The 15,105-nt window shown below is 72.8% G+C and carries 11 protein-coding genes; 2 read left to right on the forward strand and 9 right to left on the reverse strand.

The genetic code is table 11. From position 1 onward, the window contains the following. Window positions 1-3: 3 nt before the first annotated feature. Genes IH25_RS0119320 through IH25_RS0119330 form a run of 3 tightly spaced genes read right to left on the reverse strand, consistent with a single transcriptional unit; the run spans window position 4 to window position 3,064 of the window. Window positions 4-972, reverse strand: a complete 969-nt coding sequence (locus IH25_RS0119320) for an aldo/keto reductase (protein ID WP_030611610.1) — start codon at window positions 970-972, stop codon at window positions 4-6. Continuing rightward, complete coding sequence (locus IH25_RS0119325) at window positions 969-1,727, reverse strand: SDR family NAD(P)-dependent oxidoreductase (RefSeq protein ID WP_030611613.1); 759 nt, start codon at window positions 1,725-1,727, stop codon at window positions 969-971. The genes IH25_RS0119320 and IH25_RS0119325 overlap by 4 nt, the downstream gene beginning before the upstream one ends. Then, the gene (locus IH25_RS0119330) at window positions 1,724-3,064 is read right to left on the reverse strand and encodes an L-fuconate dehydratase (RefSeq protein ID WP_030611615.1); all 1,341 of its coding nucleotides are present in this window, start codon (window positions 3,062-3,064) and stop codon (window positions 1,724-1,726) included. The genes IH25_RS0119325 and IH25_RS0119330 overlap by 4 nt, the downstream gene beginning before the upstream one ends. A 256-nt stretch (window positions 3,065-3,320) precedes the next feature. Here IH25_RS0119330 and IH25_RS0119335 point away from each other — a divergent pair, with 256 nt between their 5' ends. Further along, complete coding sequence (locus IH25_RS0119335; RefSeq protein ID WP_030611618.1) at window positions 3,321-4,022, forward strand: FadR/GntR family transcriptional regulator; 702 nt, start codon at window positions 3,321-3,323, stop codon at window positions 4,020-4,022. A 46-nt stretch (window positions 4,023-4,068) separates the two neighbouring features. Here the strand turns inward: IH25_RS0119335 and IH25_RS0119340 are convergent, their stop codons facing one another. Genes IH25_RS0119340 through IH25_RS0119365 form a run of 6 tightly spaced genes read right to left on the reverse strand, consistent with a single transcriptional unit; the run spans window position 4,069 to window position 13,704 of the window. Next, window positions 4,069-7,089, reverse strand: coding sequence for an alpha-mannosidase (locus IH25_RS0119340; protein WP_030611621.1), 3,021 nt, complete (start codon window positions 7,087-7,089; stop codon window positions 4,069-4,071). Between the two features lie 29 nt (window positions 7,090-7,118). Further along, complete coding sequence (locus IH25_RS0119345) at window positions 7,119-9,347, reverse strand: endo-beta-N-acetylglucosaminidase (RefSeq protein WP_030611625.1); 2,229 nt, start codon at window positions 9,345-9,347, stop codon at window positions 7,119-7,121. After that, window positions 9,344-10,600: a glycoside hydrolase 5 family protein gene (locus tag IH25_RS0119350; RefSeq protein ID WP_030611628.1), complete on the reverse strand. Its 1,257-nt coding sequence runs from the start codon at window positions 10,598-10,600 to the stop codon at window positions 9,344-9,346. The genes IH25_RS0119345 and IH25_RS0119350 overlap by 4 nt, the downstream gene beginning before the upstream one ends. A gap of 24 nt (window positions 10,601-10,624) precedes the next feature. Continuing rightward, complete coding sequence (locus tag IH25_RS0119355; RefSeq protein ID WP_030611631.1) at window positions 10,625-11,527, reverse strand: carbohydrate ABC transporter permease; 903 nt, start codon at window positions 11,525-11,527, stop codon at window positions 10,625-10,627. Further along, window positions 11,524-12,411, reverse strand: coding sequence for a carbohydrate ABC transporter permease (locus tag IH25_RS0119360; RefSeq protein ID WP_030611633.1), 888 nt, complete (start codon window positions 12,409-12,411; stop codon window positions 11,524-11,526). The genes IH25_RS0119355 and IH25_RS0119360 overlap by 4 nt, the downstream gene beginning before the upstream one ends. A 6-nt stretch (window positions 12,412-12,417) precedes the next feature. Further along, window positions 12,418-13,704 (reverse strand): ABC transporter substrate-binding protein, encoded by a 1,287-nt coding sequence (locus IH25_RS0119365; protein WP_030611635.1) that lies wholly within the window; start codon window positions 13,702-13,704, stop codon window positions 12,418-12,420. A 254-nt stretch (window positions 13,705-13,958) separates the two neighbouring features. Here IH25_RS0119365 and IH25_RS0119370 point away from each other — a divergent pair, with 254 nt between their 5' ends. Beyond that, the gene (locus IH25_RS0119370) at window positions 13,959-15,014 is read left to right on the forward strand and encodes a LacI family DNA-binding transcriptional regulator (RefSeq protein ID WP_394298439.1); all 1,056 of its coding nucleotides are present in this window, start codon (window positions 13,959-13,961) and stop codon (window positions 15,012-15,014) included. The last annotated feature ends 91 nt before the right edge of the window (window positions 15,015-15,105 follow it).

Below are 15,105 nucleotides of genomic sequence, written 5' to 3' on the forward strand. Positions count from 1 at the left end.
CGATCACGGCGGCTCCTCCCCCGCCAACAGGCCGTCGGCACGCAGCTCCCGCCAGAAGGCGTCCGGCACCGGCGTGGTGAACTGCTCGGCACAGTCGTGCACTTCGGCCGCCGAGCGGGCGCCTACCAGGACGCTCGCCACGGCCGGGTGCGCGGCGCAGAAGGCCAGGGCGGCGGCGCGCAGGGTGGTGCCGTGCCGCTCGGCCGCCGCCTTCAGCCGCAGGGCGCGGTCCACCAACCGGCGTGGGGCGCGGGTGTAGTCGTACGTCGCACCGGGCGCCGGTGCGGCCAGCAGGCCGGAGTTGAAGGCTCCGCCGACGACCACCGACACCCCGCGCCGCAGCGCCTCGGGCAGCAGCGTCTCGGCCGCGCTCTGGTCGAGCAGGGTGTACCGGCCGGCACACAGCACCACGTCCACGTCGGTGTCGCGGACGAACCGGGTGAGCATCGCGGTCTGGTTCATGCCGGCGCCGATCGCGCCCACCACGCCCTCCGCGCGCAGCCGTTCCAGGGCCGGGTAGCCCTCACGGAAGGCCTGTTCGGCGTGGTCGTCGGGGTCGTGCAGGTAGACGACGTCGACCCGGTCGAGGCCGAGGCGGTCCAGGCTCGCCTCCAGGGTGCGGCGGACGCCGTCGGCGCTGAAGTCCCAGACGCGCCGGTGGGTCGCGGGGACGGCGTAGCCGTGGGCGCGGTCGTCGCCGGTGCCGTCGGCCGGCTCCAGGCGGCGGCCGACCTTGGTGGAGAGGGTGTAGCTCGCGCGGTCGTGGGCGCGCAGGGCCGCGCCCAGGCGTCGTTCGGACAGGCCGAGGCCGTAGTGCGGGGCGGTGTCGAAGTAGCGGATGCCGCGCTCCCAGGCGGCCCGGACCGCCGCGTGCGCCTGCTCGTCGCCGACCGGGGCGTAGAGGTTGCCGAGGGCGGCGGCGCCGAAGCCGAGCGGGGTGACCTGGACCTCGGTGCGGCCGAGCGCGGTCACCGGTGCGCCGCCGGCCGTGGTCGAAGGCCCTGCATACCGCCGTCGACGGCGAGCGCGGTTCCGGTGGTGGCACCGGCCAGGGGACTGGCCAAGTAGGCGATAGCGGCGGCCACTTCGGCGGCGGAGACGAGCCGTCCGGTGGGCTGGCGGGCCTCCAGCGCGGCGCGTTCGGCGGCCGGGTCGGGGGCCGCGTCCAGCAGCCGGCCGATCCACGGGGTGTCCGCCGTACCGGGGTTGACGCAGGTGACGCGGATGCCCTCGTGGACGTGGTCGGCGGCCATGGCGAGGGTCAGGGAGTACACGGCGCCCTTGGTCGCGCTGTACAGGGCGCGCTGCGGCAGGCCCGCGGTGGCCGCGATGGAGCAGGTGTTGACGATCGCGGCGTGGGCGGAGCGGCGCAGGTGCGGCAGGCAGGCGCGGGCGGTGCGGACCATGCCGAGGACGTTGACGTCGAAGACGTGCCGCCACTCGGCGTCGGTGTTGTCCTCCACGGTACCCTGCGCGCCGATGCCCGCGTTGTTGACCAGGATGTCCAGGCCGCCCAGCGCGCCGGCCGCCTCCTGTACGGCGGCGCGTACCGAGGCGTCGTCGGTGACGTCGGCGCGCCATGCGCGCAACGGTTCGGGCACCTGGGAGGGGTCCAGGTCGAGTACGGCGACCTGGGCGCCGCGCTCGGCGAGGAGGCCGGCGGTGGCCCGGCCGATGCCGGACGCGCCCCCGGTCACCAGGGCTTTGAGGCCCGTGAAGTCGTTCATGCCGACTGTCCCTTCCGGCCGTCGGGACCGGCGGACCAGTAGGTGCCGCCGGGGAAGGTGTAGCGCGCGAGGGCTTCCGGGCGCAGGGCCGCGGAGAAGCCGGGCGCGGTGGGTGCCGTGTAGTGGCCCGCGCGGATCACCACCGGGTCGGTGAAGTGCTCGTGCAGGTGGTCGACGTATTCGACGACCCGGTCCTCGGTGCTGCCGGAGACGGCCGCGTAGTCGAACATCGCCAGGTGCTGGACGAGTTCGCACAGGCCGACCCCGCCGGCGTGCGGGCAGACCGGCACACCGTACTTGGCGGCCAGCAGCAGGATGGCGAGGTTCTCGTTGACGCCGCCGACGCGGGCCGCGTCGAGCTGCACGATGTCGAGCGCGCCGGCCTGGAGGAGTTGTTTGAACATGACCCGGTTGTGCGCGTGTTCGCCGGTGGCGACCTTCACCGGTGCCACGGCCCGGCGGATCGCCGCGTGGCCGAGGATGTCGTCGGGGCTGGTGGGCTCCTCGATCCAGTACGGGTCGAACCCGGCGAGCGCCTTGGTCCAGGAGATCGCCTCGTCCACGTTCCAGCGCTGGTTGGCGTCGAGGGCCAGGCGGATGTCCGGTCCTACGGCCGCGCGGGCCACCCGGCAGCGGCGCACGTCGTCCGCGAGGTCGGCGCCGACCTTCAGCTTGATCTGCCGGAAGCCGTCGGCCACCGCTTGGCGGGCGAGCCGGGCGAGCTTGTCGTCGTCGTAGCCGAGCCAGCCGGGCGAGGTGGTGTAGGCGGGGTAGCCGGCCTCCAGCAGGCGGGCCGTGCGCCGGCCGGCGCCGTCCCTGCCCCGGCGCAGCAGCGTCAGCGCCTCCTCGGGGGTGAGCGCGTCCGTCAGATAGCGGAAGTCGATCTGGTGCACCAGCCACTCGGGCTCGGCCTCGGCGAGCAGCCGCCACAGGGGCTTGCCGGCGCGCTTGGCGGCAAGGTCCCAGACGGCGTTGACCACGGCGCCGATCGCCATGTGCGACACGCCCTTCTCGGGGCCGAGCCAGCGCAGTTGGCTGTCGCCGGTCAGATCCCGGTACAGCGTGCCCGGGTCGGCGCACAGCTCCTCCACGGACCGGCCGACCACGTGGTGGCGCAGCGCGTGGATCGCGGCGACCTGGACCTCGTTGCCGCGTCCGATGGTGAACGCGAAGCCGTGCCCCTCCGGTCCGTCCTCGGCGTCGGTGCGCAGCACGAGGTAGGCGGCCGAGTAGTCGGGGTCCGGGTTCATCGCGTCGGAGCCGTCGAGTCCGCGCGAGGTGGGGAACCGGATGTCGTAGGTGTCGACCGCGGTGATGCGGGCGGGTGTCGGGGGCATGAGGGGCTTGGGGGGCACGGGGGGCCTTTCGGTCCGGGCGGTGACGGAGCGCGGCCGGCAGGGTGGGGGGCGGGCGCGGGGGTCGGGGTCGTGGGCCGGGAGTCCCGGACCGCGGGTCGCGGGGGAACGTCGCATACTTATCAGACCACTCAGCCGCTACGACAGTCTTCTGCACGGAATATCGCCACTGTTCGCTCGAAGTGGTCGGACCACCCGTCTGGCTAGACTGCCCGCACCCGGTGACTGGAGGAGTGGCGTGGACGATGCGGCCCCGCGCAAGGGCACGGTGACCCAGCGCGCCGTCGAGGAGATCAAGGCGATGATCGCCGAGGGCCGGCTGGAACCGGGCCAGCGGCTGCCCACCGAACGGGACCTCGCCGTGCAGCTGGGCATGTCCCGCAGCTCGACGCGCGAGGCGATCCGCGCGCTGACGGTCATGGGTGTGCTGGACGCGCGGCACGGCTCGGGCATCTACGTCGGCACGCTGGAGGCCGGCGACCTGCTGGAGTCCTTCGGAGTCGTCGCGGACCTGTCCCGGGGGCCACGCCTGGTGGAGCTGCTTCAGGTGCGCCGAATCCTGGAGTCGGCGGCGACCGCGCTGGCCGCCGCGCGCATCACCGAGGAGCAATTGGCGGCCGTGGAAGCCCACTTGGCGGCCATGAACGCCACCGACGACCCGGAGGAGGTCCTCGCCCACGACCTCGCCTTCCACCGCGAGATCGCGTCCGCCGCGGGCAACGCGACGATGGCCGCCATCCTGGACGGCCTGTCCTCGCGCACCTTCCGCGCCCGCGTCCGGCGCGGCCACCAGGAACCGGACGCCATCGCCCGCACCCGCCGCGAACACGCCGCCATCCACCGCGCCCTCGCGGCCCGCGACCCGGAGGCCGCCCGAGCCGCGGCGGCGGCCCATGTGGGCGGGGTGGAGGAGTGGCTGCGGGGGCGGGTCGGGGGTTAGTGCCCGGCCCGCCCCCCGTTTCCGGCGGCGCGCGGCGCCCCGCCGGTCAGGGCCGGCTGAACCTGAGCGTGACGAGTTCGAACGGACGCAGGTGTACGGTGATCCGCTCGTCCTCGCGGGCGGGAGGCTCCGTGTCCGGCAGCGGGCGTTCCAGCAGGTCGGTGACGGTCACGTCGGTGTAGGGGAAGCCGGTCGTCAGGGTCGCCCGGGCCCGGCCGCCGTGGGCCTCGTGGAAGCGGACGACCACGTCCCCGCTGCCGTCGTCGGCGAGTTTCACCGCCGTCACCACCACCGCGTCGTCGTCCACCCCGACCAGCGGGGCCACCGCGCGGGCGCCGGTCGTGTGCCGCTCCGGCAGGTTGATCCGCCAGCCCTCGCGGACCGCGTCACCGACCGAGGCGCCGACGACCAGGGCGTGCCGGAAGCGGTGGACGCCCTGGTCGGTCTCCGGGTCGGGAAAGCGCGGGGCGCGCAGCAGGGACACCCGGACCGTCGTGGTCGTCCCGCGGTCGCCGTCCGCGCGGACCGTGCGGGTCACGTCGTGGCCGTACGTCGAGTCGTTGACGACCGCCACGCCCCAGCCGGGCTCCTCCAGGTGCACGAAGCGGTGGCTGCACGCCTCGAACTTGGCCGCCTCCCAGGACGTGTTGGTGTGGGTGGGGCGGAAGGCGTGCCCGAACTGGGTCTCGGACGCGTACCGTTCGGCGTGCAGGTCGAGCGGGAAGGCCAGCTTCAGGAACTTCTCCGTCTCGTGCCAGTCCACCTCGGTGTCGATGACCAGCCGGCGCTCCCCCGGCGGCAGGGACAGCAGCTGGGTGACCCGGGAGGAGCCGAAGGACCGGACGATCCGCACCGAGGCGCCGTCCTCTCCGGCCGTGACCGACTCGGCGCCGGTGAGGTCGGTGACGGTGTTGCGGTAGAAGGAGTCGACGTCCCAGGCGTCCCACATGTTCGGGAAGTCCGGGTGGAGTTGGAGCAGGTTGGCGGCGGTGCCGGGGGCGATCGTCTCGCGGCCGGCGCCGTGATCGTAGGCGGAGACGACCAGGCCCCGGGCGTCCACGGTGATCCGCAGCAGGCCGTTGTCCAGCCCGAACCCGCCGTCGTCGCGGGGCGTGAGCGTGCTGGTGCCGGGCGCCTCCTGGGTGGCGGCGGCGCCCGCCGGGACGCCGTGGCGGCCGTGCGGGGCGGAGTTGAACAGCAGCGGGATCGTCCCCTCCCCCGCCAGGGCGCGCTGGGCCGCGTCGACGACCGCGGTCAGTTCCGTGGTCAGCCGCTCGTACGTGGCCCGGGCCTCCCGGTGCACCCAGGCGATGGACGAGCCGGGCAGGATGTCGTGGAACTGGTGCAGCAGGACCGTCTTCCAGATGCGGTCCAACTCCTCGTACGGGTAGGGGAAACCGGTGCGCACGGCCGCGGTGGCCGCCCAGAGTTCGGCCTCGCGCAGCAGGTGTTCGGCGCGCCGGTTGCCCTGCTTGGTCCGGGCCTGGCTGGTCAGGGTGGCGCGGTGCAGTTCGAGGTACAACTCCCCCACCCAGACCGGGGGTTCGGGGTACTCGGCCTCGGCCTGCTCGAAGAAGGCGCGGGGCGTCTGCCAGCGGACGGTCGCCGAGCCCTCCAGGTCGCGCAGCCGGGCCGCCTTGGCGACCATCTCCCGGGTGGTGCCGCCGCCTCCGTCGCCCCAGCCGGTGGGGGCGAGGGAGTGCCGGGCCCTGCCCTTGTCCCGGAAGTTGCGCACCGCGTGGGCGATCTCGCTGCCCTTCATCGAGCAGTTGTAGGTGTCGGCCGGCGGGAAGTGGGTGAAGATCCGGGTGCCGTCGATGCCCTCCCAGTGGAAGGTGTGGTGCGGGAACTTGTTGGTCTGCGACCACGAGATCTTCTGGGTCAGCAGCCACTTGGAGCCGGCCGCCCTGATGATCTGCGGCAGCCCCGCGGCGAACCCGAAGGTGTCCGGCAGCCACGCCTCCTCGTTCTCGATGCCGAACTCGTCGAGGAAGAACCGCTTGCCGTGTGTGAACTGCCGGGCCATCGCCTCCGAGCCGGGCATGTTGGTGTCCGACTCCACCCACATCCCGCCGGCCGGCACGAACCGCCCCTCCGCGACCGCCTTCTTCACCCGCGCCCACACCTCGGGGCGGTGCTCCTTCACCCACGCCCACTGCTGGGCCTGGGACATGGCGAAGACGAAGTCCGGCTCGTCCTCCAGCAGCGCGGTCATGTTGGACACCGTCCGGGCCACCTTGCGCACGGTCTCGCGCAGCGGCCACAGCCAGGCGGAGTCGATGTGGGCGTGCCCGACGGCGCCGATCCGGTGCGCGGAGGGGACGGCGGGGGCCGACAGCACACCGGTGAGCCGCTCCCGGGCCCGGCCCGCGGTGGCGTTCACGTCCTGGAGGTCGACGGTGTCCAGGGCCCGTTCGACCGCGCGCAGGATGTCCCAGCGGCGCGGGGAGTCCACGGGCAGCTCGGCCATCAGCTCTCCGAGCACCTCCAGGTCCATGACCAGCTGCCACACGGTCTCGTCGAACACGGCGAGGTCCATGCGGGCGAGGGTGTACTGCGGTTCGGTGCCGGCGGTGTCCTTGTCGCCGAGCCAGGTGGGCCGGAAGGGGTGGTAGTCGAGAATGACCGGGTTGGAGGCGGCCTCGATGTGCAGGCGCACCTCTTCGCCGCCCGCGACGGGCGCGCCGATCCGCACCCACTGGTTGCGCGGGTTGAGGCCCTTCACGGGGGAGCCGTCGGGCCGGTAGACCAGGCCCTCGCACTGGAAGCCGGGCATGTTCTCGTCGAAGCCCAGGTCGAGCAGGGCCTCGACGGTCCGGCCGGCCCACGCCTCGGGCACGGTCCCGGTCACCCGGAACCAGCTGGTGCCCCAGGGAGCACCCCAGCGGTCGCCCACCGCGATCGGCTCGGGCTCCGCGGCCAGCCCCTCGGCGACCGGCACCGGCTCGCCGGGCGCGTGCCACACCGCGACCCGGAGCGGCACGGACTCGGGGTACACGGCAGGGCGGATACGTTCGTCGAGCACGCGCCTGAGGCGGGCTTCCACCAGCGTGCGGTCGTCATGCATGCGGGGTGCTCCCTGCGGGTTCCGGGTGATTACCAGGGGTGGGTGACGGTGACGGGGGCCGAGGCGTTGTAGAGCTCCCCCACGGCGCGCACTTCGAACCGTGCGGCCGGCTCGCCCTGCTCGGGCCGCAGACCGGCGACGAACCAGGCGCGCTGGCCGGTGGCGCCGAGGAAGCGGCGGGTGCCGTCGGGCAGGAGGCGGTGGAGGGTGTAGTGGCGGACGGGGCCGGGGGCGGGGTTCCAGGCGAGCCGGAGGTCGCCGCCGTCGGCCGCGGTGACGCGGGCGGCGGAGGGGGCTGCGGGGGCGGGCGGGGTGCCGTCGGGGCGGACGGCAAGGCCGCCGAGCCGCCAGCGCACCGGGGTCGCGCCGCCGGTGGCGGTGAGCCGGATACCGAGGGCGTGCGCGGTGCCGGAGAGGCCGGTGAGCGGGATGGTGACGGTTTGCCAGCTGTTGACTGGGTTCACACCGGTGTGCTCGGCACGCGGGATGGTGACGGCCTGCCAACTGTTGACCGCGTTCACATCGGTGTCGTCGGCGCGCGAGGTCAGGGAGGCCGGTTGGTGAGCCGAGTTCACACGAGCCTTCGCCTGTCCGGAGTCCACACCCGTCCCACCGACCGCCGTCTGCCCGACAGCCCGCGTGTTGACCGAGTTCACAGCCAGATACCTGTACGGCGGCGTCTCCCCCGGTCCGCTCGGTGGCGCCGTTGCCACCGCCAGTTCGACGTTCACACCCCCAGATTCGCTCCGGAAGGTCAGGTCGACAACCGTGTTCACAGCGAGAGGCAGTCGGGTCGCATACAGATCCAGCACCACTGGTTGATCGAGTTCACCCGCCACCAGCACGCTGTTCCCGCCCCGCCAGGCGTCGGCGAAGTCGAAGGCGACCGTCGGCCGCGCCCCCGTCGTCCGGACCACCCACCGCCGTGACGGCAGCCGGTCCTGGAGGCCGAGATGGTTCCAGGGGCTGTCCGAGACGACGGCCCCCGCCTCGTACCACCGCAGCCCGTGGCCCGTGTTGAACACGGTCGCGAACGGCACGGAGGTCACCGTCGACCGGTCCGCCACGGACACCGCCGGCGCCCGCCACGAATCCCCCGGATCAGGCCGCGACGGGTCCATGGAACGACCGGTCCAGAACCGGTCGTCGGCCGCGTGGAAGTCCCCGGGGGCGCGGCGGTCGGCGGGCAGCTGGTTGCGGGTCCACTCGGGCCGGTAGAACCCGACCGAGGTGACGTGCGGCTTCCCGGCCGGCACGATCGCGTCCCAGTCGACGTACGTGCCGGACCCGTTCGACTCGACGTCGACGCCGGCCCACAGTTCGTAGCGGCTGCGCCCCAGCCGGTCCGCCTTCGTACCGGACGACGCCAGCGAGGCCGCGCTCCACCGGAAGTCCACGAACATGGCGTCGGCGGCCTGGAAGAACGCCTGGTTCTGGCTGGTCAGCGCGCCCTGCCAGTTGACCGTGCCGTTCACGGTCAGCGCGTCGTACCAGGTCACCCGCTGTCCCTTGGCCGCCGCCAGCGCCTTCAGCTCCTTGACGAAACCCAGCACGGCCGTGCCCAGCGCCGTGTTCCCGCCGCCCGTCTCGGCGTTGAGGAACCAGCCGTCGAAGCCGTACGCCGCCGCCACCGCGACCAGTTGCGCGGCGAGCGGGTAGTGGCCGGTGGCGTCCCGCTGCACCAGGTCCCGGGTCCACTGGAGCTGTCCGCCGTAGGCCGCCGGTGGCAGGAAGACGTTGCCGAGGACCGGGACGCCGTGCCGGTGGGCCGCGTCGACGACCGGGGCGTTCGGGGCGAGGATCAGGCCCTCGCCGGCCGAGCCGCCCCAGAACACCAGCTCGTCGAGGTACGCCCAGTGGGCGAGCGCGTAGTAGTCGGCGGTGGCCGAGCCCTGGGAGGGGTTGGCCGACGTCGGGCCGAAGGAGACCAGCGCCTGGACGCGGGCCTGCCCCGCACGGGCGGTGGGGTTCGCCGGGGCCGGGGTGAAGCGCGCGGCGAGGGGCACGGACGCGGCGTTGAAGGCGAGGTCGGGGTCGTCGGCGGCGCGCCAGCTCTTCAGGCTGCGCCAGGTGATGCCGGGGCCGGGGCTGCCGGCGGGCAGCGAGTCCGGGTACCAGTAGGCGGCGTACGGCGGGGTGGCGGCGGTGGCGCGCGGGGCCGCCGCGGCGGGCCCTGCGGTGAGCCGTGTGGTGGGCCCCGCGGTGGTCAGGGTCGCGGCACCGGCGGCGAGCAGGACGGTGCGTCTGGTGGGGTTCACGAGCGGGTGCCTCCTTGGGCGGCGGGAAGTACCTGGCCGGACGTGACGACGTCGGTGATGCCGCGCGCGGCGAGGTGGTCCCGGTCGTCGGCGCGGGTGTCGAGCACGGTGGTCGGGCGGGCGCCGTCGGCGACGAGCCGGAAGTAGGCGTCGAAGACGTCGCCGCCGGGCGCGCAGCGGGAGCGGCGGTCCGGCGCGGCGGGGACGACGAGGGCCGTACGGCGCGCGGCCGGGGTGCGGTGGGTGCCGCGGGCCGCTTCGGCCAGCACGCGGGCGATGTCCTTCGGCCGTCGTTCGCCGGTGAACAGGCCCAGGGAGTATTCGAGTTCGGGGAAGTCGGCGAGCGTGCGCGACACGTCGTGGGAGCACCACCAGGTGACGCCCCACAGGTCGGGGCAGTCCAGGACGTTGCCGATGGTGGCCTCGGCGAAGGCGGCGGCGTGCTCGGCGGGCACCAGCGGCGCGGGGGCGCCGACCTCCTGGAGCCACACCGGCCGGTGCGGGTCGTCCGCCCAGGCCTTGCCGAGTTCGACCAGGTAGGCAGCGTGGTGCTCGACGGGCACCGAGGTGCGGCCGTGGCGCTGGGCGGTGCCGTTGAACACCCAGGAGTGCACGGCGGTGACGGCGCCGAGCCGGGCGGAGTGGGCGGGGGTGAAGGGCTGGTCGTCCTGGTACCAGGCGGCGTCGTAGGAGGCGTGCAGATGGAGGCGGCCGGGGGCGCCCTCGGCGCAGGCGTCCAGCATCCGGGTGAGCCAGCGGCCGGCCTCGTCGGCGGTCACCGGGTCGGGGTCGGGGTGGGGGCCGGCGGCGAACTGGTTGACCTCGTTGCCGACGGTCATGCCGAGGAAGTGCGGCCGGCCGGCGAGGGCGGCGGCGAGGGTGCGCAGGTAGGCGGCCTGCCCGGCGGTGACGTCCGGGTCGGTGAAGAGGTTGCGGCGGTGCCAGGTACGGGTCCAGGCGGGCAGGAAGTCGAAGCTGGACAGGTGCCCTTGGAGTCCGTCCACGGCGGTGTCGAGGCCGCGTTCGGCGGCGGCGTCGGCGAGGGCCACGAGCTGCTCGACGGCGCGGGGGCGGATCAGGGTGCGGTTGGGCTGGAAGTACGGCCACAGCGGGAAGACGCGGATGTGGTCCAGGCCGAGCGCGGCGATCGCGTCGAGGTCGGCGCGGACGGAGTCGAGGTCGAAGTCGAGCCAGTGGTGGAACCACCCTTGGCTGGGCGTGTAGTTGACGCCGAAGCGCACGGCGGGGGGCATGCGGTGTCCTTGTGCTCGGGGGCGTCAGCCCTTGACGGCGCCCTCGCCGACGCCTCGGAAGAAGTACCGCTGGAGGCAGGCGAACAGGGCGATGAGCGGCGCCACGGCGATGACCGTGCCGGCGGCGACCAGGCGTTCGTCGTTGGCGAAGGTGCCGTGCAGATAGTTGAGGCCGATGGTCAGGGTGAACTTGGAGGGGTCGCTGAGCACGATCAGCGGCCACAGGAAGTCGTCCCAGGCGCCCATGAAGGCGAAGATCGCCACGACGGCGAGGGTGCCTTTGACGGAGGGCAGGGCTACCCGCAGGAACCGCTGCCAGACGTTGGCGCCGTCGACGTAGGCGGCCTCCTCGATCTCGTAGGGCAGGGCGCGGAAGGCGCCCCGCATCAGCAGGACGTTCATCGCGCCGACGGCGCCGGGCAGGACCACGCCGATGAGCGTGTTGTTCAGGCCGAGTTCGCGCATGGTGGTGAACTGGGCGATGACGATGCCCTCGACGGGTACGAGCATCGCCAGCACGAAGACGAGGGTGGTCACGCGCCGGCCGCGGTAGCGCAGCCGGGCCAGCGCGTAGCCGGCGAGGGCCGAACCGACGCAGTTGGTCACGACGTTCGCGGCGGCGACCTTCAGGGAGTTCAGGGCGTAGTCCCAGACCGGGATGGTGTCGGCGACCCGGGCGTAGTTGTGCAGGGTGGGGTGGGCGGGCAGGAGGCGGGGCGGGGAGCTGTAGATGTCCTCGGTGGGGCCCTTGAGGGAGGTGGCCAGCTGCCAGAGGAACGGGCCGGTGGTCAGGGCGAGGACGGCGAGGAGCAGCAGGTAGCGCCAGAGCAGTTCGCGGGGCCGGACGCGGCGGCCGTCGTCGGTGAGGCGGGGTTCCCGGGCCGTGGTGGCGGGCCGCTCGGATCGGGCCTTCTCCAGGACGCTCACGTTTCCTCCCTCCGGTCGGCGCGCAGGACGAGCAGCATCAGGGCGACGGTGACGGCGAACACGACGACGGAGAGGGCGGAGGCGTAACCGACCCGGCCGGTCAGGCCGGTGCCGGTGCGCTGGACGAGCATGACCAGGGTGGTGTCCTCGCCGGCCGGGCCGCCGCTCGGGCCCGCCATCAGGTACACCTCGGAGAACACCTTGAAGGCGGCGACCGAGGAGAGCGCGGCGACCAGCACCATGGTGGACCGTACGGCGGGCACGGTGACGGACAGGAAGCGGCGCACCGGTCCGGCCCCGTCGACGGCGGCGGCCTCGTGCAGCTCGCGTGGCACGTTCGCCAGCGCGGCCAGGTAGATGACCATGTAGTAGCCGAGGCCCTTCCACACGGTGACCGCCATGGCGCTGAGCAGGAGCAGCCACTGGTCGCTGAGGAACCCGATCCGGCCGATGCCCACCGTCTCCAGCACCGAGTTGATCAGGCCGCGTTCGTCCAGCAGCCACACCCAGATCAGGCCCACCACGACGATCGAGGCGACGACGGGGGTGTAGAAGGCGGAGCGGAAGAAGGTGATGCCGGGGATGTTCCGGCGCACCAGCAGGGCGAGCAGCAGTGGCAGGACGACGAGGGCGGGGACGACGACGAGGACGTAGAGGACGCTGTTGCGCAGGCCGGTCCAGAACATGTCGTCGTGGAGCAGTTCGCGGAAGTTGGCGAGCCCGACGAAGCGGCCGGGGAGCAGGGTGCGGCGGTCGGTGAAGGAGTTCACCAGGGTGGAGACGAAGGGGTAGAGCACGAAGGCGCCGGCGATCAGCAGTCCCGGTGCGGCGAACAGCCAGGGGCTGGTGGGCAGTTGCCGGCGTACGCGGAGGGGGGCGGCCATGGCGGGTCAGCCCTGCCGGAGCAGCCGGTCGGCGGCGGTGACAGCGTTGTCGAGGGCTTCCTTGGGGCTCTTTTTGCCCTGGAGCGCCTTGGCGACCTCGTTGCGCAGCGCGGTCTTCATCTGCTCGCTGAACAGTACGGGCGTGTAATTGACCGCGTTTTTCAATGACTTGGCGGCGGCGACACGTACCCGGGTCTCGTCGGTGCCGTCCTCCTGGGTGAAGTAGGGGTCGTCGAGGGAGCCGGCGGTGCTCGGGAAGATGGCAACCCGCTTGGCGAAGACCATCTGGTTCCTGGCGTCGGTGACGAAGTGGGCGAAGGCGACGGCGGCCGGGGTGTGCCGGGTGCGGGAGTTGACCATCAGGCCCATCACGTACATGTTGACGTGCCCGGTGCTGGTGATCTGGTCGGTGATGCCGATGTTCCTGTACAGGCCGGGGGCGTTCTTCTTGAAGTTGCCGAGGTCCAGGGCGCTGCCGGGGTTCATGGCGACGGCGCCGGTGAGGAACTTCTTGCCGGCCGATTCGCCGGTGGCGGTCAGGGCCTGCGGGTCGAGGGCCTTGGCGTCGTACAACTGCTTGTACTTGGTGAGCAGTTCGACACCCTTGGGGTCGTTGAAGGTGAATGCGGTGCCCTGTTCGTTCATGAGCGGGACGCCGTAGCGGCCGAAGTCCTCGATGGTGGGCACGTTGGCGAGGGTGGCGACCTCGCCGCCACTCTTCTCGGCCATTTCCAGGGCGTCGGCGAAGAGTTCGTCGTATGTCCTCGGGGGCTTCTCGGGGTCGAGTCCGACCTTTTCGAAGAGGGCCTTGTTGTAGAAGAGCGGGCCGGTGTTGAGGTACCAGGGGAAGGCGTAGGTGCCGGTCGTGCCGGGGACTTGATGTCCGGCCCAGGCGCCGGGCAGGTATTCCTTCCGGTAGCGGGCGGCGGCCTTGTCGAGGTCGAGTGCGAGGCCCGCCCGGGCGAGCGGGGCGACGAGGTCCGGGGAGACGTTGACGACGTCGGGCAGGGTGCCGCCGCCGGCGTCCGCGCTGATCTTGTCGGCGTATCCCTCGGCGGGCTGGTCGACCCATGTGACGTGGGTGTCCGGGTACTTCTCCTCGAAGGCCGCGATCAGGTCCTCGAAGTAGTCCTTGAAGTTGGCGCGCAGGTTCCAGGTCTGGAAGGTGATGTCGCCCTCCACCTTGCCGGAGGCGTCGCTCGTGCCGCCGTCACCGCCGCCCGAGCCGCAGGCGCTCAGCGGCAGGACGAGGGCGACGGCGACGGCGGTGAGGGCTCTGCGGGAGATGGGCACGGACACGGCTCCCTTGCGGTGTCGGGGCTGTGGGTGGCGCGAAAGACCTTGCACAGGGCGTTCCGGGAAAGTCAATGGATGCGTCACCGGAAAGGCATTCCGTCCGGCACAGGTGCAGGTCGGCGTCTACTGGCCTGGAACTTGCGGGAGTTGACTAATGCGCTTTAGGGTCTTGACACTCAAGCGCTTTAGCAGTTCCCTGCCGAAGGGGAGGAAACGTGCCGACCAGACGATCCCCCGCCCGCCGGCCCACGATGAAGGACATCGCCCGGCGTGCCGGGGTGTCCGAGAGCGCCGTGTCCTTCGCGCTTAACGACCGGCCCGGCGTCTCGGAGGCCACCCGGGCCCGGGTGCGCCGGGTCGCCGAGCAGCTGGGCTGGCGGCCGAGTACGGCGGCCCGCGCGCTGTCCGGGGAGGGCGCGGCCACGGTCGGCTTCGTGCTGGCCCGCCCCGCGGCCACGCTGGGCGTCGACTCCTTCTTCCTCCAGCTCGTCTCCGGGATCCAAGGGGTGCTGGCCGAGCGGCACTTGGGTCTGCTGTTCCAGGTGGTGGAGGACGTGGCCGACGAGTGCGCGGTGTACCGGCGCTGGTGGGCGGAGCACCGGGTGGACGGCGTCCTGGTGGTCGATCCGCGCGCCGACGATCCGCGTCCCGGTCTGCTGGACGAACTCTCCCTGCCCGCCGTGGTGATCGGCGGCGCCCCGGACGAGCGGCACCCGGGGCTGTCCACGGTCTGGGCGGACGACGCGGGCGCGATGGCCTCGGTGGTCGGCGAGTTGACCGCCCTGGGGCATCGCCGGATCGTCCACATCGCCGGCCTGCCGGGCCTCGCGCACACCCAGCGCCGCATCCGCACGCTGCGCGCCGAGGCGGCGCGGCGGGGGCTCGCCGAGGTGGAGTCGGTGACGACCGACTACTCCGACGCCGAGGCCGCCGCCGTCACCCGCCGGGTCCTGCGCGGCCCCGCTGCCCCGACGGCCCTGGTGTACGACACCGATGTGATGGCCGTCGCCGGCCTTGCCGCCGCGGCCGAGCTGGGCTTCTCGGTGCCGGCCGATCTGTCGGTGGTGGCCTGGGAGGACTCGGCCCTGTGCCGCATGGTCACGCCGTGGCTGTCGGCGCTGTCCCGGGACAGCGTGGAGTTCGGCAAGACGGCGGCCCGGGAGCTGCTGGCCCTGCTGGACGGCGGTCCGGCGCGGACGGTCCGGGTACCGGTCCCCCGGCTGATCGAGCGGGACAGCACGGGCCCGGCACGGACGGACCGGCCACGTTCTGGTGCCGCGAACGACGGTACGGGCCCGGGCGCGTGACCCGTTGACCGGCCGATGGCCTCTCGACGTACCGGACCCGGCGGTGCAGAGTTCTCTCTACGCGCCCGTATACCGACGGGTAACCGATGGG

Origin of the sequence: Streptomyces achromogenes subsp. achromogenes, from assembly GCF_000720835.1 — a bacterium.
Taxonomy (GTDB): Bacteria; Actinomycetota; Actinomycetes; order Streptomycetales; family Streptomycetaceae; genus Streptomyces; species Streptomyces achromogenes.

Coding starts and splice junctions, on each gene's coding strand:
- IH25_RS0119325 (WP_030611613.1), bottom strand. CDS start 1,727: ATGAACGACTTCACGGGCCTCAAAGCCCTGGTGACCGGGGGCGCGTCC.
- IH25_RS0119330 (WP_030611615.1), bottom strand. CDS start 3,064: ATGCCCCCGACACCCGCCCGCATCACCGCGGTCGACACCTACGACATC.
- IH25_RS0119340 (WP_030611621.1), bottom strand. CDS start 7,089: ATGCATGACGACCGCACGCTGGTGGAAGCCCGCCTCAGGCGCGTGCTC.
- IH25_RS0119350 (WP_030611628.1), bottom strand. CDS start 10,600: ATGCCCCCCGCCGTGCGCTTCGGCGTCAACTACACGCCCAGCCAAGGG.
- IH25_RS0119360 (WP_030611633.1), bottom strand. CDS start 12,411: ATGGCCGCCCCCCTCCGCGTACGCCGGCAACTGCCCACCAGCCCCTGG.
- IH25_RS0119370 (WP_394298439.1), top strand. CDS start 13,959: ATGAAGGACATCGCCCGGCGTGCCGGGGTGTCCGAGAGCGCCGTGTCC.